The 18607-nt window shown below is 62.9% G+C and carries 22 protein-coding genes; 8 read left to right on the top strand and 14 right to left on the bottom strand.

Annotation, left to right across the window (positions count from 1 at the left end; all coding sequences use genetic code 11):
• The first annotated feature begins 254 nt into the window (after positions 1–254).
• The 3 genes from FJ957_RS29655 (at position 255) to FJ957_RS29645 (ending at position 2840) form a co-directional block, all read left to right on the top strand.
• Positions 255–1205 (top strand): ABC transporter substrate-binding protein, encoded by a 951-nt coding sequence (locus FJ957_RS29655; protein ID WP_140836458.1) that lies wholly within the window; start codon positions 255–257, stop codon positions 1203–1205.
• A 64-nt stretch (positions 1206–1269) separates the two neighbouring features.
• Complete coding sequence (locus FJ957_RS29650) at positions 1270–2046, top strand: ABC transporter permease (RefSeq protein WP_181180762.1); 777 nt, start codon at positions 1270–1272, stop codon at positions 2044–2046.
• A complete protein-coding gene (locus FJ957_RS29645) occupies positions 2043–2840 on the top strand; it encodes an ABC transporter ATP-binding protein (protein WP_140836452.1) in 798 nt (265 codons plus the stop codon). Before FJ957_RS29650 ends, FJ957_RS29645 begins: the two co-directional genes overlap by 4 nt.
• A 15-nt stretch (positions 2841–2855) precedes the next feature.
• Here FJ957_RS29645 and FJ957_RS29640 read toward each other — a convergent pair whose 3' ends face one another.
• From FJ957_RS29640 to FJ957_RS29630, 3 genes are all read right to left on the bottom strand, one after another.
• Entirely contained in the window at positions 2856–3794 is a 939-nt protein-coding gene (locus FJ957_RS29640) for a GlxA family transcriptional regulator (RefSeq protein ID WP_348639758.1), read from the bottom strand.
• 305 nt (positions 3795–4099) lie between these two features.
• Positions 4100–4234 (bottom strand): hypothetical protein, encoded by a 135-nt coding sequence (locus tag FJ957_RS32495; RefSeq protein ID WP_112099240.1) that lies wholly within the window; start codon positions 4232–4234, stop codon positions 4100–4102.
• A gap of 345 nt (positions 4235–4579) precedes the next feature.
• Complete coding sequence (locus FJ957_RS29630) at positions 4580–4765, bottom strand: hypothetical protein (protein WP_140646602.1); 186 nt, start codon at positions 4763–4765, stop codon at positions 4580–4582.
• Positions 4766–4985: 220 nt separating this feature from the next.
• On the opposite strand from FJ957_RS29630, the gene FJ957_RS29625 reads away from it, so the two are divergent.
• Complete coding sequence (locus tag FJ957_RS29625; RefSeq protein ID WP_040981895.1) at positions 4986–5885, top strand: LysR substrate-binding domain-containing protein; 900 nt, start codon at positions 4986–4988, stop codon at positions 5883–5885.
• Position 5886: 1 nt separating this feature from the next.
• Here FJ957_RS29625 and FJ957_RS29620 read toward each other — a convergent pair whose 3' ends face one another.
• Complete coding sequence (locus FJ957_RS29620) at positions 5887–6852, bottom strand: alpha/beta hydrolase (protein ID WP_140836448.1); 966 nt, start codon at positions 6850–6852, stop codon at positions 5887–5889.
• A gap of 307 nt (positions 6853–7159) precedes the next feature.
• On the bottom strand, positions 7160–7489 hold the full coding sequence (locus tag FJ957_RS32375) for a hypothetical protein (RefSeq protein ID WP_140836446.1): 330 nt from the start codon (positions 7487–7489) through the stop codon (positions 7160–7162).
• A 153-nt stretch (positions 7490–7642) separates the two neighbouring features.
• On the opposite strand from FJ957_RS32375, the gene FJ957_RS29610 reads away from it, so the two are divergent.
• Positions 7643–8665 (top strand): acyltransferase, encoded by a 1023-nt coding sequence (locus tag FJ957_RS29610; protein ID WP_246685998.1) that lies wholly within the window; start codon positions 7643–7645, stop codon positions 8663–8665.
• 10 nt (positions 8666–8675) lie between these two features.
• Here the strand turns inward: FJ957_RS29610 and FJ957_RS29605 are convergent, their stop codons facing one another.
• Positions 8676–10745, bottom strand: a complete 2070-nt coding sequence (locus FJ957_RS29605) for an ASKHA domain-containing protein (protein ID WP_140836444.1) — start codon at positions 10743–10745, stop codon at positions 8676–8678.
• 89 nt (positions 10746–10834) lie between these two features.
• Between FJ957_RS29605 and FJ957_RS29600 the strand changes: the two genes are divergently transcribed.
• Positions 10835–11077 carry a hypothetical protein gene (locus FJ957_RS29600; protein ID WP_246685997.1) on the top strand — a complete coding sequence of 81 codons (243 nt, stop codon included), beginning with the start codon at positions 10835–10837 and terminating at the stop codon, positions 11075–11077.
• A 79-nt stretch (positions 11078–11156) separates the two neighbouring features.
• On the opposite strand, the gene FJ957_RS29595 is transcribed toward FJ957_RS29600, so the two are convergent.
• The 6 genes from FJ957_RS29595 to FJ957_RS29570 form a co-directional block, all read right to left on the bottom strand.
• On the bottom strand, positions 11157–12131 hold the full coding sequence (locus FJ957_RS29595; protein WP_140836441.1) for a methyltetrahydrofolate cobalamin methyltransferase: 975 nt from the start codon (positions 12129–12131) through the stop codon (positions 11157–11159).
• Between the two features lie 79 nt (positions 12132–12210).
• Positions 12211–13302, bottom strand: coding sequence for a methylenetetrahydrofolate reductase (locus FJ957_RS29590; protein WP_140646594.1), 1092 nt, complete (start codon positions 13300–13302; stop codon positions 12211–12213).
• Positions 13299–13904, bottom strand: coding sequence for a methylenetetrahydrofolate reductase C-terminal domain-containing protein (locus FJ957_RS29585; RefSeq protein WP_140836437.1), 606 nt, complete (start codon positions 13902–13904; stop codon positions 13299–13301). Before FJ957_RS29585 ends, FJ957_RS29590 begins: the two co-directional genes overlap by 4 nt.
• A complete protein-coding gene (locus FJ957_RS29580; protein ID WP_127863411.1) occupies positions 13897–14199 on the bottom strand; it encodes a virulence factor in 303 nt (100 codons plus the stop codon). The genes FJ957_RS29585 and FJ957_RS29580 overlap by 8 nt, the downstream gene beginning before the upstream one ends.
• A 134-nt stretch (positions 14200–14333) precedes the next feature.
• Entirely contained in the window at positions 14334–15116 is a 783-nt protein-coding gene (locus tag FJ957_RS29575; RefSeq protein ID WP_140836435.1) for a formyl transferase, read from the bottom strand.
• Positions 15117–15211: 95 nt separating this feature from the next.
• Positions 15212–15787, bottom strand: a complete 576-nt coding sequence (locus FJ957_RS29570) for a DUF4893 domain-containing protein (protein WP_140836433.1) — start codon at positions 15785–15787, stop codon at positions 15212–15214.
• Positions 15788–15915: 128 nt separating this feature from the next.
• On the opposite strand from FJ957_RS29570, the gene FJ957_RS29565 reads away from it, so the two are divergent.
• Positions 15916–16830: an NAD(P)-dependent oxidoreductase gene (locus FJ957_RS29565; protein WP_140836431.1), complete on the top strand. Its 915-nt coding sequence runs from the start codon at positions 15916–15918 to the stop codon at positions 16828–16830.
• A 10-nt stretch (positions 16831–16840) separates the two neighbouring features.
• Here the strand turns inward: FJ957_RS29565 and FJ957_RS29560 are convergent, their stop codons facing one another.
• Positions 16841–17470, bottom strand: a complete 630-nt coding sequence (locus tag FJ957_RS29560) for a DUF1638 domain-containing protein (protein ID WP_140836429.1) — start codon at positions 17468–17470, stop codon at positions 16841–16843.
• A 53-nt stretch (positions 17471–17523) separates the two neighbouring features.
• Here FJ957_RS29560 and FJ957_RS29555 point away from each other — a divergent pair, with 53 nt between their 5' ends.
• On the top strand, positions 17524–17658 hold the full coding sequence (locus tag FJ957_RS29555) for an entericidin A/B family lipoprotein (protein ID WP_041003961.1): 135 nt from the start codon (positions 17524–17526) through the stop codon (positions 17656–17658).
• Positions 17659–17743: 85 nt separating this feature from the next.
• Here the strand turns inward: FJ957_RS29555 and FJ957_RS29550 are convergent, their stop codons facing one another.
• Positions 17744–18442, bottom strand: a complete 699-nt coding sequence (locus FJ957_RS29550) for a B12-binding domain-containing protein (protein ID WP_140495658.1) — start codon at positions 18440–18442, stop codon at positions 17744–17746.
• Positions 18443–18607: the final 165 nt, after the last annotated feature.

The raw sequence follows: 18607 nt of genomic DNA, 5'->3' as shown, positions 1-18607 counted from the left end.
CAGAACCTGGCCCATAGCGCATCCTTTGATTCGGAAGATAAGGATGCCCCATCAAAGCCTGGGATCAAACACCTAGTAGGCGAGGAGATGTGGCGTAACCGCGGCTGGGGGCAGCCGTAACGGATCGAGAAGCCCTTCCATGTCGGCCGGCTGGCGTCGGATTGGACCATCGTCGGGTGCGGCTTCTGCTTCATTGACAAGCCTTTTGGGGTCTGTGAGACAATTCGCGCTCACCACAAAAAAGGGGAACCACAATGAACAGAATCACCATTTTCGCGGCGGCGCTGACAGCGGCCGCGGTGCTTAGCGCGCCGGCGATGGCCGGGACGTCGCTTACCATCGGCATCAGTGGCTGGACCGGTTTCGCGCCGCTGACTTTGGCCCAGCAGGCCGGGCTCTTCGAAAAGCACGGGCTCGACGTCACGCTCAAGAAAGTGCCGCAGGCGAGTCGCCCGCTGGCCATCGCCAGCGGCGACTTGCAATGCGCGGCGACCACGGTCGAGACCTGGATGGTGTGGAACGCCAGCGGCGTCACCACCAAGCAGATCTTCCAGCTCGACAAATCCTATGGCGCCGACGGCATCGTCGTGCGCAACGACATCAAGACCGTCGCCGATCTCAAGGGCAAGACTGTCGCCTCGTCCGCGCCCGGAACCTCGCCCTATTTCCTGCTCGCCTGGGTGCTCAACAAGAACGGCATGTCGACCAAGGACGTCACCGTCGTCAACCTGGAGCCGGATGCGGCGGCGCAGGCCTTCCTCGCCGGCCAGAACGATGCCGCCGTCACTTACGAGCCCTTCATCTCGGCCGTGCGCGACAAGGCCGACCAGGGCCACATCCTGGCGACCACCCTCGACTATCCGATGGTGCTGGATACAGTCGGTTGCACGCCGGACTTCCTCAAGGCCAATCCCGATGCCGCCAAGGCGCTCGCCGACAGCTATTTCGACGCGCTCGAAATGATCAAGAAGGACCCGCAGAAATCCTATGAGATCATGGGCGCCGACGTGAAGCAGTCGGCCAAGGAGTTCGAGGATTCGGCCAAGTACCTGAAATGGGCCGACAAGGCGGAGAACAAGCAGTTCTTCACCAAGGATTTCCAGGATTTTTCCAAGACCGCGGCAGAGCTCCTGCTGCAGATGGGGCTGATCAAGGAAGCGCCAGATGTGACGACGCTTGCCGACACCAGCGCGGTGGCCAACTGACCGCGCATTTTTCGATCGACGGCGGCGACAAGCCGCCGTTCTTCCTCTTCAAGGACAGGGCCTGATGCTGCGTCCCTTGCACCCCGTTGCGCCGGGCACGCGAACCGTGCTCGGCATCGCCTTCTTCGTGCTGTTCGTGGCCTTCTGGGCGTGGATCACGCTCGGCGGCCATGTGAACCGGATCTTTCTTGCCGATCCGCTGTCGATGCTGAAGGACGGCTGGCGGCTGCTCGTCGAAGACCGGTTCTGGCTCGATATATTGATCACCATCTGGCGCGTCTTCGGCGGCTTTGTGCTGGCCTCTATCGTCGCAGTGCCGATCGGCATCGCCATGGGCGCCTGGAAGCCGGTCGAAGCCTTCCTCGAGCCGTTCGTGTCGTTTGCGCGCTACCTACCGGCGTCGGCCTTCATCCCGCTGCTCATCCTGTGGGCCGGCATCGGCGAACTGGAAAAGCTCCTGGTTATCTTCGTCGGCTCGGTGTTCCAGATCATTCTGATCATCGCGGTCAAGGTCGGCGGCACGAGGCGGGATCTGGTCGAGGCCGCCTATACGCTGGGGGCGACCGACAATGGCATCGTCAGGCGTGTCATCATGCCGGCCAATGCGCCGGAAATCGCCGAGACGCTGCGGCTGGTGCTCGGTTGGGCCTGGACCTACGTCATCGTCGCCGAGCTGATCGGCTCGTCGTCGGGCATCGGCTACATGATCATCAACAGCCAGTCGCGGCTGGCGACGGGACAGATCATCTTCGGCATCATCGTCATCGGGCTGATCGGGCTTTTGTCCGACTTCGCCTTCAAGGCGCTCAACCGCTGGCTCTATCCATGGAGCCTGGCGTGAGCAAGCTTCTCATCGAAGGCGTTTCGCGGACCTTTGCCGGGGTCGGGGGCGGCGAGCCGGTGCGGGCGCTGCAGCCGGTCGACCTCGCGGTCGCGGCCAATGATTTCATCACCATCCTGGGGCCGTCCGGTTGTGGGAAATCTACCCTGCTGAGGATCGTCGCCGGGCTGGAGGCCCCGAGCACCGGCCGCGTGCTGCTCGACGGCAAGGCAGTCACAAGGCCGGGACCGGACCGCGGCATGGTGTTCCAGTCCTACACGCTGTTTCCCTGGCTGACGGTCGCAGAAAACATCGGCTTCGGACTGCGCGAGCAAGGCAGGCCAGAGCGAGAGCGCAACGAGGTCGTCGCTTCCTATGTCGATCTCGTCGGCCTGAAGGGTTTCGAGAATCATTGGCCCAAGCAACTGTCGGGCGGCATGCAGCAGCGCACGGCGATCGCGCGCGCTTTGGCCAACGACCCCGCGATTCTGTTGCTCGACGAGCCGTTCGGCGCGCTGGACAACCAGACGCGCGGTCTGATGCAGGAACTGCTGCTCGGCATCTGGGAGCGGCGCAAGAAGACGGTGCTGTTCGTCACCCACGACATCGAGGAGGCGATCTTCATGGCATCGCGAGTGATCGTGATGAGCGCCCGGCCCGGCCGCATCAAGTCGGACGTGCCGGTCGACCTGCCGCACCCGCGCCATTACACGCTGAAGACCAGCCCCGAATTCTCGGCGCTCAAGGCGCAACTTACCGAAGACATCCGCGTCGAGGCGATGCGGACGGCGCAAGGGCAGTCAGTCGGGGCTTGATCCGGAACCTTCGGATCAAGCAGCCAAGAGTTGCTTGCGGTCGACGCGCTCCTGCTGGGGCGAACGGGCGTAGAGCTCGCGGTAGCATTTGGAGAAATGCGAGGCGGAGACAAAGCCGCAGGCGACCGCCACTTCGACCACCGGCATCGACGACTGGATCAGCAGGTGCCGGGCGCGGTCGAGCCGGATTTCCAGATAGTAGCGGGCAGGGGAACGGCCCATCTCGGTGCGGAACAGGCGCTCGATCTGCCGCCGGGACAGGTCGACATGGTCGGCGATCTCGATCAGCGACAGCGGCTCGGAAAGGTTGGCCTCCATCAGCTCGATGATGGTCAGCACCTTGGAGTTCTGCACGCCAAGGCGGGCGCGCAGCGGCAGGCGCTGGCGGTCGGTCGGGCTGCGCACCCGGTCGGTCAGCACCTGCTCGCAGACGCGGTTGACGAGGCTTTCGTCGAAATCGTCGCCGATCAGCTTCAGCATCATGTCGAGCGCGGCGGTGCCACCGGCGCAGGTGTAGACGTTCTGGTCCACCTCGAAGAGGTCGGCAAAGACATTGGCCTTCGGGAATGCCTCGGAAAAGCCCGGCAGGTTCTCCCAATGGATGGCGCAGCGCTTGTTGGACAACAGGCCGGCGGCGGCCAGGATATGCGCGCCGGTGCACAGGCCGCCGACGGCGACGCCGCGATTATATTCCTCGCGCAGCCAGGCGAAGGCTGACTTGTTCTGGTAGCGCTCGACATTGATGCCGCTGCAGACGATCGCCATGTTCGGCCGATCCGGCCCGGCCATCTTCTTGCGCTCTTCCTCGAGCGAGGTGTTGACGGCGCATTCGACGCCGTTCGAGGCGCGCACCGGCTTGCCGTCAATGCTGGCCAGCCGCCAACGATAGGCTTCGTAGCCGAGCATCCGGTTTGCCGAGCGCAGCGGATCGAGCGCCGTCGCGAAGGCGATCATGGTGAAATCGGGAATGAGGAAGAATACAAACGATCTCTTGATCGGATGCTTTACGGCATTCACGGGGAAACCTCACGCAGCCATGACGCGAACAGGATGTCGCGAACAGCATAGCGACAACAGGAAAAGTCATTCCTGTCAATCGGGTAGGCGGCTAAGTGAAGATTAAATTTGCGACACGGGTCGCAAATGGGCAATTGGTGCAACTGCAGGGCGTCTCTGTGCCGACGTCAGGTGGCAACGCCCAAACGAAAACGCCGCCTCGGCGGAGCCGGGCGGCGTTGAATTCGGTATGCCGGATTGTCTCAGGCAATGAAGCCGAGACGGGCAGCAGCCACCGCGCCGGTCTGGCCGGGCATGGTCTTGGCGAGGCGCTGACGCTCCAAAGCGGTGGTCAGGTTCATTTCGCGGCGGGCGAACAGGCGGGCAAAAAGCTTCATTGTCATCTCCATTGGGTTGCTCAGACGGGTCGCCTTCGCTTGATGGAGTGGGGCAGCTCGTTTGCTGACGTGGATATATGCTCACTTCAGCAAAAACTAAATCGCAAAAACGAAGCGCTTGATATGAAATGCGACATGATTTGCGACGTCTTTGGGTAGTCCGCCCAAGATTTCCTATTATTTACAGGGCTTTAATCGGCTTGTTAACCCGCTATGCGGGTGGTTCATATGCGTCATGCAGCTGCCGCATGGCTGGAAAAGTCGTTTGAATGCAAACAAAAGGGCTTAACAACAAAGGCCTGCCGAGCTGACGCGGCAGGCCTTCAGATCTCCATACACACTTGATTACTTCGCTCCGGCCCAACTTCCGACGCCGAAGCGCAAGCCGGTCTTGGCATCGGCGGCTTCCGGCCAGCCGATATCCTTCTGCAGTTCGATCGGCAGCGCATGGATGGCGCGTTCGGTCTGGTAGCGGGCGCGGGCCGCGCTGAATTCGGTCGCAAGCCGACCGATGGACGACAGGATAGACATTTCTTCTCCTCTATGCGGGCAGGCAGGTGCCCGTCACTTGCGTTAAGTCAGGTCTGTTTCAGCTTCATTTCATGTCGATTGCAGGACTGTGTCAGAGTCGTTTCATGGCTGCTTTTGGCAGCATCCTGTTATCGATCGAGTTGACTATGCGCCTGGAGTGATGTTCAATCAAACGAAATGGAATGATGGATTGCATCAGAAAAATTGAAGGCAGCCTGCCATGAACGCCCCGCTCAATCACCCTTTGCCGCTGCTTGACCTCGATGTGCTGCGCACTTTCGTGGCGATTGCCGAGACCGGCAGCTTCACCACCGCCGCCAACGCGGTGTTCCGCACGCCATCGGCCGTTTCCATGCAGATCAAGAAGTTGGAGGACATCCTCGGCCGTTCCGTCTTCGCGCGCGACGCGCGCTCGGTGACGCTGACCACGGATGGCGAGATGCTGCTCGGCTATGCGCGCCGGCTTTTGTCGATCAACCGCGAGGTGGTGTCGAAATTCATCATCCCCGACATCGTCGGCGTGGTGCGGCTCGGTTCCCCGGACGACTATGGCGAGCGCGTGCTGCCGCATGTGCTGAAGCGTTTTGCCCAGTCGCATCCGTCGATTGCCGTCGACGTCACCATCGACCAGAGCATCAATCTGCGCCGCCGCATGGACGACCGCGCGCTCGACATCACGCTGCTCACCAATTCCTACAAGACCAGCGCGATCGGCGCCGAGGTGCTTTTGACCGAACCGATCGTGTGGGCGGGCGCCAAGGGCGGCTGCGCCCACCTGCGCGAGCCGCTGCCGGTGTCGCTATGGGAAGAAGGCTGCGCATGGCGGGCAGGGGCGTTGGAAGCGCTTGGCCGCGAGGGCCGCAACTACCGCATCGCCTATATGAGCGCCCACACGGCCGGCCAGCGCGCCGCCATCATGGCCGACCTCGCGGTGGCGCCGCTGCCGAAGTCGTTCCTCGGCGACGAGATGGTCTCGCTGGGCGCCAAGGACGGCATGCCCGAGATCGGCACCTACAATCTCGCCATGGTGGTGGCGCCCGATGCAAGCGCGCCGGTGAAGGCCGTCGCCGACCATATCCGCGCGACGTTCGAACTGTTCCGCGAGACCGGCAAGTTCTGAGCTATTCGGCCGCCGGCGCCGGGCGCTCCGCGAAAGCGGCTTTCGTCCTGCGTCGCGCACGAGTCTGGCGCGCTGCTGGAACATTATCGAGGAATGCCACGATGCTGTCGCGCGCGCGGCGTGCTTCGGGCATCTCGATCAGCGGCCAGACGTGGAACATGCCCTCCTCGTAGACCACGTCGACCTCGACGCCGGCGGCGCGCGCGCGTTCGGCGAAGATGAGATTATCTGGTGTCAGCATGTCGTGTGAACCGGTCAGCAGCAGTGTCTTCGGCAGCACGGACAGGTCGCCGTAAAGCGGGCTGATGTGCCAGTCGGTGCGGTCGAAACCGGCGCTGTAGAGCCGCACCGCTTCCAGCCCACCCGGAATACCCAGCCACGGATCCTGCCGCTCGGCCTCGAAGACTTCGGGATTTGCAAGCGAAACGTCGAGACCGGGCGAGATCAGCACATGGCGCGACGGTGCCGGCAGGCCGTCCTCGGCTGCCATCATGGTGAGCACGACGGCCATGTTGCCGCCGGCGGAATCGCCCATGAAGACGATGTCCCCGGCGTCGGTCTCCTCGAGCATGCGACGGTAGACGTCGCCGACCATGCCGAACATGACATGGAAATCGTGCTCGGGCGCGATGGGATAGATCGGCACGGTTATGCCGAAGCCGAGACGCTCGGCCATCTCGGCGATCAGCCCCCAATGGTAGGACGTGATCTGAAAAACGTAGGCGCCCCCATGCATGTAAAGGATGCGCCGGCGTTCGCCCGCCTTCGGCGCGACCTCATACACGGGAAAGCCGTCGATTTCGGTCTCGGTGATGTCCAGCCGCGCCTTGAGCAAGGCCGGCGGATGATAGTCCTCGGTCTTGCGGGCGTAAGCGATCCAGCGCTGCAGGTTTTCCGGGCTGGAAAAAGCCTTCTTGCGGCTGTGCCTGAGAACGAACGAAACGAGATGGCTTTTCAAACTGGGCATGCGGATACACGGACTTCGGCAGAGCCGACTAAGAGAATTTCCCTGCTCTGCGAAGATTGTACCTCAGTTTGAAATGTCAAGGAATCACGCTGGCACATCGGCGTGATCCGATGGTGCCAGTTCTTTGTTTGCGCAATTCCGCACGGAAGGCCACGGCAAGTGGGGAGCCTGAACGCGTCACACTTTCCCGGATTGCCCTAGCGCGACTTCGGCAGCAGTGCCGCGCGCAGTTTGTAGTCATCGGTCGCCGAGGCCGCGTTGCGGCCCCGGTGCTTGCCGAGCAGTTTGCATTTGTCGGCGAAGGTCATCAGCGGGGCGTGCCGAGAAGCAGCGCATGAAGGGCTGCCTGCGGGTCGCTCGGCGGTGAAGCCGGCCAGCCGATATCCTTCTGGACGTGCGCCGGCAGGCTGTTCAGGGCGCGGATCGCCTTGTTCCTGGCGTGAGCCTGCCTGATGGTCACACCAAAACGGCTGAGGTTGTCGTACATCGACATTTTTTTCATCTCCCTTGAAGAGTAGCGGCGGCCGAGGATTGTCCGCAGCCGCCGTTCGATGTCGGGTAAATCGCTCACGCATGTATCGGATCGATTTCGCGAAAACAGCGTTTCGGTTTCCGGATGGCGCGAATCCGGAAACATTTGCATACAAACGAATTGGACCGGCGGGCATTCCGGCTTCTCTCCGGATAGAAGCCATGCGCGGGTTGACAGCAGCGCTCGCCTGCTTTGTTATTGTGCGATGCGATATCGACTGTATGCACTGCAGCATAGCGCGATCTGGACCAGAGCATCGTGACGAGCATCCACAGTGTTCAGTATCTGCGGGGCCTCGCCGCCTGCGCGGTGGTCTGCTTCCATGTCAGCGAACAGTTCGGCGGTCCGTTCCACGTCGGAGCAGCCGGCGTCGACGTTTTCTTCGTCATCAGCGGTTTCATCATGTGGGTGACGACGGCCGGCAGGCCGGCCGATCCCTGGCGTTTCATGGGTCGCCGGATCACCCGCATCGTGCCTCTCTACTGGATCGTCACGCTGCTGACCGCGGCAGGCATCCTGATCAAGCCACAATTCTTCTATGGCCATTTCTTCAGTGCGGCGAATTTCGTCGGCTCGCTGTTCTTCCTGCCTGTCTTGCAGGAAGGGGCGCTGCATCCCATCGTCATACAGGGTTGGACGCTTTGCTATGAGATGATGTTCTATCTCGTTTTCACCCTGGTCCTGTTCCTTGGGGAGCGCTGGCGGTTCGGCGTTCTCGTCGGCGCCCTTGTGGCCATCGTCGCGCTGCATTTCGTCTTGCCGGCGGGATATGCGCATGCCTTCTCCGATCCTGTCGTGCTCGAGTTCGCGGCCGGGGTCGTCGTGGGGCGCGTGTGGCTCCGGGGCGCCAGGCTGCCGCTCTGGGCGGGGCTGGCAATGGCCGGCATGGGATTTCTTCTGCTTGCGGCCAGTCCGCTGCTCGATGCCGACACGGCTCGCGCCTTGCGCTGGGGGCTTCCGGCCACGCTGATCGTGGCGGGCGCGGTGTTTGCCGAGCGGGCGCGGCCGTTCAAGTCCGCAGCCTTGCCCAGTTTTCTCGGCGATGCGTCCTATTCGATCTACCTATGGCATGTCGTGGCCGGCGTCCTGGCGACGGGTGTCGTCTTGAGGGCCGGCCTCCCGGCGGTCGTGCAGCCGGCAACGATCCTGGCCATCACGCTGGCGCTCTCGGCAGTGCTTTACCTGATCGTCGAAAAGCCATTGATCGGGCTGCTGCGCCCGCAACGTCCCAAGGGCGCCGTCAAGGCAAGCAATGCCGCGGCCGCAGGGGCCGCGGAATGACATCGCAAAATTAGTCGCGGCCCCGGCGTGCCGCGCGCTCCTCGCGCGAGCGTCGGCGCGGCGTAGCATCGCTGGCGGTGCCGTCCTCGCTCATCGCCTTGCGCGGCGGCAGCTTCACCGCGGCCGCCAGCTTCGGGAAGGGGTCGACCTTGTTCGGCAGCGCCATGGCGTAGACGAAGTGCTCCTGGAATTTCGGTTCCAGCGCCGTCTCGATCTTCTCGATCCGGCTTACCGTCTCCTCGATCTCGCGCCGGTAGCCGCGATTGAGCAGCGCCATGCGCGCGCCGGCGCCGGCGGCGTTGCCGACTGCCGAGACCTTGTCCAAGTCGCAATCCGGGATCAGGCCGAGCACCATGGCGTATTTCGGATCGATGAAGGAGCCGAAGGCACCGGCGAAATGGATGCGGTCGACATGGTCGGTGTGCTGCTTTTCCATCAGAAGCTTGGTGCCGGCATAGAGTGCTGCCTTGGCAAGCTGGATGGCGCGCACGTCGTTCTGCGTGATCGTGATCTTCGGCTCGCCCTCCTTCAGCACGTAGGAGAAGGTGCGGCCGTTCGGCACGATGCGTGGCGAGCGCATGCCGAGCGATCCATCGACGACGCCATCCTCCGAGATGATGCCAGCGAGATACATCTCCGCCACCACCTCGATGATGCCGGAGCCGCAGATACCGGTGACGCCGGTCGCCTGCACGCTGTCGGTGAAGCCCGGCTGATCGGACCACAACTCCGAGCCGATGACTCGATATTTCGGTTCCAGCGTTTCGGGGTCGATGCGAACGCGCTCGATGGCGCCAGGCGCCGCGCGCTGGCCGCCGGAGATTTCAGCCCCTTCGAAGGCCGGGCCGGTCGGGGAGGAGGCCGCGACCACACGCGTGGAGTTGCCGAGCACGATCTCGGCATTGGTGCCGACGTCGACGATCAGCATCATCTCGTCCTGGCGGTGCGGGCCTTCCGACAGGGTGACGGCGGCGGCGTCGGCGCCGACATGGCCGGCAATGCAAGGCAGCATATAAAGGCGGGCGCCCTGGTTCAGCTTCAGGCCGATGTCGGATGCCTTGATGCGCACCGCGCCGGAGACGGCAAGCGCGAAAGGCGCACCGCCCAATTCGGTCGGATCGATGCCGAGGAACAAGTGATGCATGATCGGATTGCCGACGAAGACGGAATCCAGGATGTCGGCGCGCTGGACATTGCCTTCGGTGCAGACCTTGTCGACGAGGCCGGAAACCGCCTCGCGCACGGCGACCGTCATGCCTTCGCGTCCGTCCGGATTCATCATCACATAGGAGACGCGGCTCATCAGATCCTCGCCGAAGCGGATCTGCGGATTGGACGTGCCGGAAGATGCGGCGACCCGGCCCGACAGCAGCGACACCAGATGCATGGCGATGGTGGTCGAGCCGATGTCGCAGGCAAGGCCATAGGCTTCGTTCTTGAGGCCGGGCCACAATGCGATGACACGCGCGATATCGCTCTCGGCATCCTTGTGGATGGCGGCCGTCGCGGTCCAGTTGCCCTTGCGCAGGATGCCTTGCACCTGCGGCAGGAGATAGAAATCGAATTCGAGGTTCTTGAGACCCCAGTCCTTCATCAGGGCGATCTTGAGCCGGTCGAGATCGCCGAGCGGCTTGTGCATGTCGGGCTCCTCGATCTCGACATAGCACATGCGGATCGCCGTATCGCGGGCGATCACCCTGGTGTCGGCGTCCTTGCGGATGGTCTGGGCGTTGATGACCGTGTCCTGCGGCACGTCGATGACGAGGTCGCCGAGGATCTGCGCCGAGCAGGAGAGGCGGCGCCGCTCGGGCAGGCCGCGCACGCGCTCGTAGCGCTCTTCCTTGGCGCCCTTGGGCGAGATGTGATCGTTGGACGAGACGATCTTGTGCTTGGCGAAATTGCCTTCCTGCACCTCGATCTGGCAGCGCCCGCAAGTGGCGCGGCCGCCGCACACGCTTTCGACATAGACGCCGAGCTGGCGCGCCGCATCGAGCACGGGCGTTCCAACGGGGAACCGGCCGCGCTTGCCCGACGGCATGAACAGCACGAGCGGATCGGTGATGTTGGGCGGAGGGTTCATGCTGGCACGTGTCTCGATGGCAATTGTCGATGCCGTTTAACGGATCGTTTTACTGTTGGGTGGAGAGTCTGCTGGTCCAGAGGCCAACCATGTCGGATCTGCTGCTTTCCGCCGTCTTCACCGCGTTCACCATGGTGCGCGTGATCAAGGGCTCGTGGCTGCGCAATCCGCAATACCTCGCCACTGGGATCCTCGGCGCGATCGTCGTCGCGCTGCTGCTGCACGCGTTCTGGCCCGCCTATGACGATGATTTCATCGTCGGCGGCGTAACAGGCATCTTCGGATCGTGGGCGGGAATGGCGCTGTTCGACGCCATATTGGGCATGGCCTGAACGCAAAGCAGAGCTGTCCGGCCGCATCCACGATGCGATCGGACCAGCGTTGTTTGCGGTGCGGCTCACGATTGCGCGCTTATCCCCTGGCCATCCGGGCTTCACGGCCGCCGCGGCGACGGCCGCCATTGCCGCTGCCTTCGCCCGGCGCATTGACGGCCGTTGGAGCCGCAACGGCTTGACCGCCTTCGGCCGGCTTATAATCCTTGTAGGTGCGGATCCAGTTGGTGCAGTTCTCGTCCGTGCCGTTGAGCACATTGGCGCCGCGCACGGCTTCCATTTCCTGCGGACGGACCGGGTTCATGATGGCGCTGGTCATGCCGGCGCCGATCACCATCGGGATGAAGGCGGCGTTGATGCCGTGGCGGTGCGGCAGGCCGAAGGAGATGTTGGAGAGGCCGCAAGTGGTGTTGACCTTGAGCTCTTCGCGCAGCCGGCGCAGCAGCGCGAACACCTGGCGTCCGGCATCGCCCAGTGCGCCGATCGGCATCACCAGCGGGTCGACGACGACGTCATGCGCCGGGATGCCGAAATCGGCGCAGCGCTGGACGATCTTCTTGGCGACGGCGAAGCGGACGTCCGGGTCCATCGAGATGCCGGTCTCGTCGTTGGAGATTGCGACGACCGGGACGTTGTATTTCTTGATCAGCGGCAGGATGGCCTCGAGCTTTTCTTCCTCGCCGGTGACGGAGTTGACCAGCGGACGGCCCTTGGCGACCTTCAGCGCGGCCTCGATCGCGGCGGTCACCGAGCTATCGATCGACAGTGGCAGGTCGACCAGGCCTTGCACGATCTCCAGCGTCTGCACCAGAAGCGCCGGCTCGGTCGCATTGGGGTCGACGGCGGTGACGCCGGCATTGACGTCGAGCATGGTGGCGCCGCAGGCGGCCTGTTCCAGCGCGTCCTTGATGACGGTCTCGAAATTGCCAGCCACCATCTCGGCGGCGAGCTTCTTGCGGCCGGTCGGGTTGATGCGTTCGCCGATCACGCAGAAGGGCTGATCGAAGCCGATGACGATTTCTCGGGTCGCCGAGGCGACGATGGTGCGGGTCATGAAATCTCTCCGTCGGGATATAAAGAGTTCTTTATATCGTTATCTGATCTCGTTCAAGCGGATGGTGACTGTCACGCTGTCAATGCGCGGTCTTCACCATATCCACCTGGGTTTCGGTAATCTCGTCGTGCAGCAGGTGGTCGAGTCGGTCGGCGACCAGTTGGTCGTCGCGCCGGCGCTCCCGCTTCCAGGGCTGGCGGCCTTTCAGCACGCCGGATTCATCGACGATCTCGGCGACATATTCCTCCTGGCGGTAGGCCATCACATGGATGCCGGCGACGCCGGGGATTTCCTTCACCTCGTTGATGATGTCGATGCAGAGCTGCTTGCCTTCCTTCTTCTGGTCCTGCGCGCCTTCCAGCCGCTTGATCACCGCGTCGGGGATATGGATGCCCGGCACGTTGGAACGGATCCACTTCGCCGTCTTGGCGGAAGCGAGCGGTCCGACACCGCAAAGCAGGAAGAGCTTTTCAGTGTGGCCGAGGTCGCGGGCCTTCTGCATGAAGGTTCTGAACATCGGCACGTCGAAGCAGTACTGCGTCTGCGCGAACTGCGCGCCGGCGGCGATCTTCTTGCCGAGATGGATCGGGCGGAAGTCGTAGGGCGGCGCGAAGGGGTTGACGGCGGCACCCAGGAAGACCTGCGGCGGCGTCGTCAGCTTGCGGCCGGACAGGAACTTGCCATTGTCGCGCATGATGCGGATGGTTTCGAGCAGCGACATGGAATCGAGGTCGAACACCGGCTTGGCGCCGGGCTGGTCGCCGGCCTGCACGCCGTCGCCGGTGAGGCACAGCATGTTGGCGACGCCCATGGCGGCGCCGCCCAGCACGTCGCCCTGGATGGCGATGCGGTTCTTGTCGCGGCAGGCGATCTGCATGATCGGCGCATAGCCCATGCGGGTGAGCAGCGCGCAGATGCCGACGGACGACATATGGCAGTTGGCGCCCGAGGCATCGACGGCATTGATGGCATCGACCCAGCCGTCAAAAATCTTGGCGCGGTTGTAGACGTCTTCGGGATCGGCGCTGTCGGGTGGATTGAGCTCGGTCGTTACAGCAAACTCACCGCGGCGCAGCACGCGCTCCAGCCGGCCGCGCGATGTGTGGCCGGGCAGGGGCTCAAGCGGCAGGTGGATGCCGGCCGGGTTCTCGTCGACCTGGCGGGCGGTCATGCCGAAGCTCCGGGGTTCTGGGTCATTTCACGCGCGGCGGCGGCCTGCGCGGTCACCCGCAGCCACGCCGAGGTTTCGCGCAGCGACTGATCGACCGGCTTCTGCACGGTGAGGATATTGTCGCCATGCACCATGTTGCGCGAGCCTTCCCAGGCCTTGACCCAGACGCAAGGCATGTCCGGCTCGACCTCGCAATTGCCGTTGGCGCGCACGCCGCCGCACGGGCCGTTGCGCAGCTGCTTCGGGCAGTTCATCGGGCACGACATGCCGGTGGAGGAGAGCACGCACTGGCCGCACATGCGGCAGTCGAACATGAAGCCCTTGACGCGCTTCTCGACGAATTTCACCGGGGCTTCGACGCGGCCGTAGCCGATGCCCTTCCACAAAGGATGCAAGAGCAGGAAAATGTCGGCGAACCGGCTGTAGAACCATTCGAGCAATCGCGAATGCCGGATGGACCACAGGCGCACAGCGAAAGTGCGCTGGACGCGCCGCTGCGGCGACACGTCGGCAGGCTTGTAGTCGGATTTCGGCGCTGCCTTCTTGACCAAGGTGGCCTGGGTAACCGCCGGCCCTTCCTTGACAGGAGTTGTGTCAGACATTTTCTTTCCCGCCAGCCTTGACCAGAGCGACTAGCCGCTCGCGGTCATATTTCGCGTCGAGTTCCTGATAGGCCTTCTCGACCTCGGCCTCGATGTCGTCGCCGACCGGGATCGGGTCGGCCTTGCGCCACTCCGCCAGATAGTCGTCGGTGCCGCCGGCGCCGGTGCGCATGGCGCACATGTCGATCGCCTCGGTGAAACGCAGCGGCAGCTCGCGCTTGGCGTTCTGCCGGCCCTTCTTGACGATGACCTGGGCGGGGATGTCGCGCCAGTAGACGACGATCAGATCGGCCATGAATTCTCACTCCTCGAAGTCTTGGAGCATTGCCGCATGCGCTGTTGGGCTGCTTGTTATGGGACGACGCGCGCGCCTTCAAAAGCGACGCTGGCGATGACGCAAAGCGAATGCCGAAATCCGTGGCCGGCTGACTACCAGACGCGCTTGGTCAGGCCGGTCCAGAGGTAGAACCAGATCGTCGGGTGATACCACTGCTTCGACGGCAGGCCAGGGTCGATCGTTTCCAGTCTGCCGGCCAGCGCATTGCCGACCGCCTCGACGCAGATATCGCGCGAAAATGCTGCCTGCCGCAGCGCGTAGCTGGCGATCGTATCGCCGGTCTTGGGCTTGCCGCGCGCCTGCTTCAGCACGCCGCCGGTGTCGACGCCGGCATCGACCAGATGCACTGTGGTGCCGAAATTCCCGTGATCGCCGGAGGCCAGCGCCCAGTAGCCGCCATTCATGCCGCGATATTTTGGCGCGATGCCGGCGTGATAGTTGAGCACCGGGCAAGGCATCTTGGCCAGCGTAGCCTTCGACAGCAGCCTGCAGCCGGCAAGCAGCACAACGCCAGGATTGATGCTCACGATCCCCTTCAGGCATTCCGGCCCGTTGGCTGAAGGGACATGGATGATCGCCTGGCCTTGCCTCGGCTCGGTTGCAAGCTTCTCCTCGGCGATCAGTCGCGCGGCATGACGGGCCAGGAAGCGCTTGCCGAGCCTGGTCAGTACCATGGTGCCGAGCTGGCCGATTGCCGAGATCCAGCCTTGCCGGCGGGCGCGGCCCATGAGCAGGCGCTTTTTGGATTCAGGGGATTCGAGGATGACGCTGACGGGGCCGACGCGATCGGCAAGCGCATTGACGATGGCCCAGATATGCGGACCACCTTCGGTGACGACCACGATCGGTCGCGTAATCGATTCCGACGCTGCCACGGCAAGCACCCGCTCTGAAGATCGGGCGCATGCTATGCGCAGCGGGTTAATCCTTGGTGTGGCGGAGGCGTTTCAGCCGGCGTCGAAGGGCCGGTTCAGCGCTTCAATTCCATGATGTCGAGCTTCGATTCGTAATAGGGCGCGGGGAATTCGATCCGCCATTCGGTGGCGCTGTTGCGGAAGGCATAGCCGACCTGGTCGCTTTCGGGGCCGCTGCCATAGGGCTTGGCCTTGCCGTCATTGACCGAGAACGAGCCGAGATAGATGGCGCGCTTGTCGCCATCGTCGAAGAAACGGCCGGCGGTGCGCTGCGAACCGCTGATCTTCGCAAGCCGCCAGCCTGAGCCGTCGTCGGTCACCTTGCACTTGAACCAGCCATAGATGACGAGCGGGCTGATGCCGCCCGCCTTGATGGTGCGGCACTTCCAGTTTCCGGTGAGGTCTTTGTCGGAGAAGGCGACAAGTGGTTTGGCGAGCAGTTCATCCAACTGCTTGACCTCGGCCGGATCGCCGGCCTTTGCCTCTTCGAGGGCCGCCTTGCGCGTCTCGCCATATTTGTCCAATCGCGCCTTGTCGGCAGCCGTGATCAGCTTCTGCACTTCGCCATCGGCAAGGGACGGCAAAGTGAGGGCGACGAGACCGAGGGCGGCAAGGAGCAGGCGAGGCATCATGAACGTGTTTCCTCAAATCAATGGCTGGAACAAAGTTCTTTCTATCACTGGCGCACAACTTACCGGTTCGCGATCGTCTGTCATCCGTGCTTAACAACAGCAGTTCCGAAAAAATGGCGTTTCGATCGATGCGGATCTTGCTCACGGGATCGTCCGGCTGGCTGGGCAGCGCGCTCAGGCCGAGGCTCGAAGCGCTGGGCCATCACGTCGTCGGACTTGATCCGGTTCTCTCGGCGCGCACCCAAGTCGTCGGCTCGATCACGGATCGCGATCTTGTCCTGAAGACCGTCCGCGAGAACAGCATCGAGGCGATCATTCACAGCGGGGCGCTGCACAAGCCGAACATCGAGCATCATGAGACTAGCGCCTTCGTCGCCACGAATGTGCAAGGCACGCTCAACCTGCTCGACGCGGCCGTGGCCTGCGGCGTGCAGCGCTTCGTCTTCACCTCGACGACTTCGCTGATGATCTCGCAGGCGATCCGCGCCGGTTTCCAGGGTGGCGCGCGCAAGGCGGCCTGGCTGACCGAAGAGATGTCGCCGGAGCCGCGCAACATCTATGGCGTGACGAAACTTTCCGCCGAGCATCTCTGTCGCCTCTACCACATCGAGCATGGGCTGCCGGTGGTGGTGCTGCGCACCGCGCGCTTCTTTCCCGAGACCGACGACATGGCACATGCCATCGAACAGTCCGATGCCAACACCAAGGCCAACGAATTGCTGTTCCGGCGGCTGACGGTGGAGGACGCGGCCGAGGCCCATGTGGCGGCCCTGGAGAAAGCGCCGAGCCTTGGCTTCGACGTCTTCATCATCTCGGCGCCGACGCCGTTCCGGCCGCAGGATTGCGTCGAGTTGATCGCCGATGCGCCGACGGTCGTCGCGCGCTATTTCCCGGACTATTCGAGGCTCTATGCGAGGAAGGGCTGGACGATGTTCTCCTCGATCGACCGCGTTTACGATCCGTCGCGGGCGCGAGAGCGACTGGGCTTTGTGTGCAGAACGAGTTTTGCCGATGTGTTGAGGACGTTGGAAGCGGAGGCGTGAAGACCGACCTTCAGGCGCCCTGTGCCGCCCGCGCCAGTTCGCTTGTCAAATCGCCATATCCCGTCGGCCGGCGCTCATAGGCGAGGCCGAGCATGACGGCGGCTTTCTCGGCGACCTTGTCGAGCTCCGGATCGTCGGTCTGGGCGAGATAGATCAGCTTCTCGTAATTACCGAAATAGTCCTTGATCAGTTCGGGATGCCTGTCGAGGCCGAGCGGCTTGATGAAGAAAGCCTCGAACTGGCGGCAGAGGAAGTCGGTCATATAAAACGACATCATGTCGTCGTCGGCGACCTTCGCGTAGGCATCCATGCCTTGGTAGAAGGCAAAGCAATGCGGCCCGGCCATGCGCTCGACGCCATGCTTCTCGATGACGCGGTCGAGCAGGCCGCCGGTGCCGCAATCGGCGTAGCCGACGAAGATGTGCTGGTAGCCTTCCGCCTTGGCCTTCTCGATCGCCTTATCCATCGCCGGCGCGATGCGGTCCGGATAGAAATGGAACTCGGCCGGCAGGCAGGTCAGCTCGAGATGGTCGAGCTTTAGCTGTTGCTTGACGGCCAAAACTTCGCGCGCAATCATCCCGCAGGCGATGACGAGCAGCCTGTCCGTTTGATTCGATTTCGTTTTTTGCGTCTTGACCAAGTCGGGCCGGCTTTCGCTGCGGGGCTTAATACCTGTCGAGGGAGACACCGTCCATGAAACTGCTACGCATCGCGCCGATCGCCATCCTGGCCTGCGCGCTTGCCCTCACGGCCTGCGCGAACACCATCCGAGGCGTCGGCAAGGACGTCAAATCGACGGCAAGGGCGGTCAAAGACACTGTCAACTGATCGGCAGCCTCTCCCATCATCTGGGAACAAAAAAGCCGCGCTGCAAGGCGCGGCTTTTCTTGTCGATCCATCCTGATGCCTTGGATCAGGCGGAAGCGCGAACGTTGTGCTTGCGCTTCATGTAGTCCTTGGCGGTCTCGACGGCCACCGCGGCATCGCGGCAATAGGCATCGGCGCCGACGGCCTTGCCGAATTCCTCGTTGAGCGGCGCGCCGCCGACCAGCACGACATAGTCGTCGCGGATGCCCTTTTCCTTCATCGTATCGATAACGACCTTCATATAGGGCATGGTGGTGGTGAGCAGCGCCGACATGCCGATGATGTCAGGCTGGTGCTGCTCGATCGCGTCCAGGTACTTCTCGACGGCGTTGTTGATGCCGAGATCGATGACATCGAAGCCGGCACCTTCCATCATCATGCCGACGAGGTTCTTGCCGATGTCGTGGATGTCGCCCTTGACGGTGCCGATCACCATCTTGCCCTGCTTCGGCGCGCCGGTGGCGGCGAGCAGCGGACGCAGGATGAACATGCCGGCCTTCATGGCGTTGGCCGAGAGCAGCACTTCCGGCACGAACAGGATGCCGTCGCGGAAATCCTCGCCGACGATGCGCATGCCTTCGACCAGTGCCTCGGTCAGCACCTTGTAGGGCGCCCAGCCGCGCTCGAGCAGGATTCGCGTGCCTTCCTCGATCTCTTCCTTCAGCCCATCATAAAGGTCGTCGTGCATCTGCTGCACGAGCTCGTCGTCGGAAAGCTCGGAAAGGATGATCTCGTCGTCGGACATTTCTCTCGGGCTCCTTGCTGCTCGGAATGACTGCGGCAGCCTTAAAATCGATGCGCCAATACCTAACCCGCGAGGGCAGGGCATCCATAGCTGATTTGCGACTTTCCGCAAAAGGAAAGCGACTGAAAAATTGGCGCTTTTCTTGTCGATTTTGCGACAGGCGTT

The organism is Mesorhizobium sp. B2-4-6, assembly GCF_006442775.1.
Classification (GTDB): Bacteria; Pseudomonadota; Alphaproteobacteria; order Rhizobiales; family Rhizobiaceae; genus Mesorhizobium.
The sequence above is the reverse complement of the archived record's forward strand: the minus strand, read 5'-3'. Positions and strand labels throughout refer to the sequence as shown.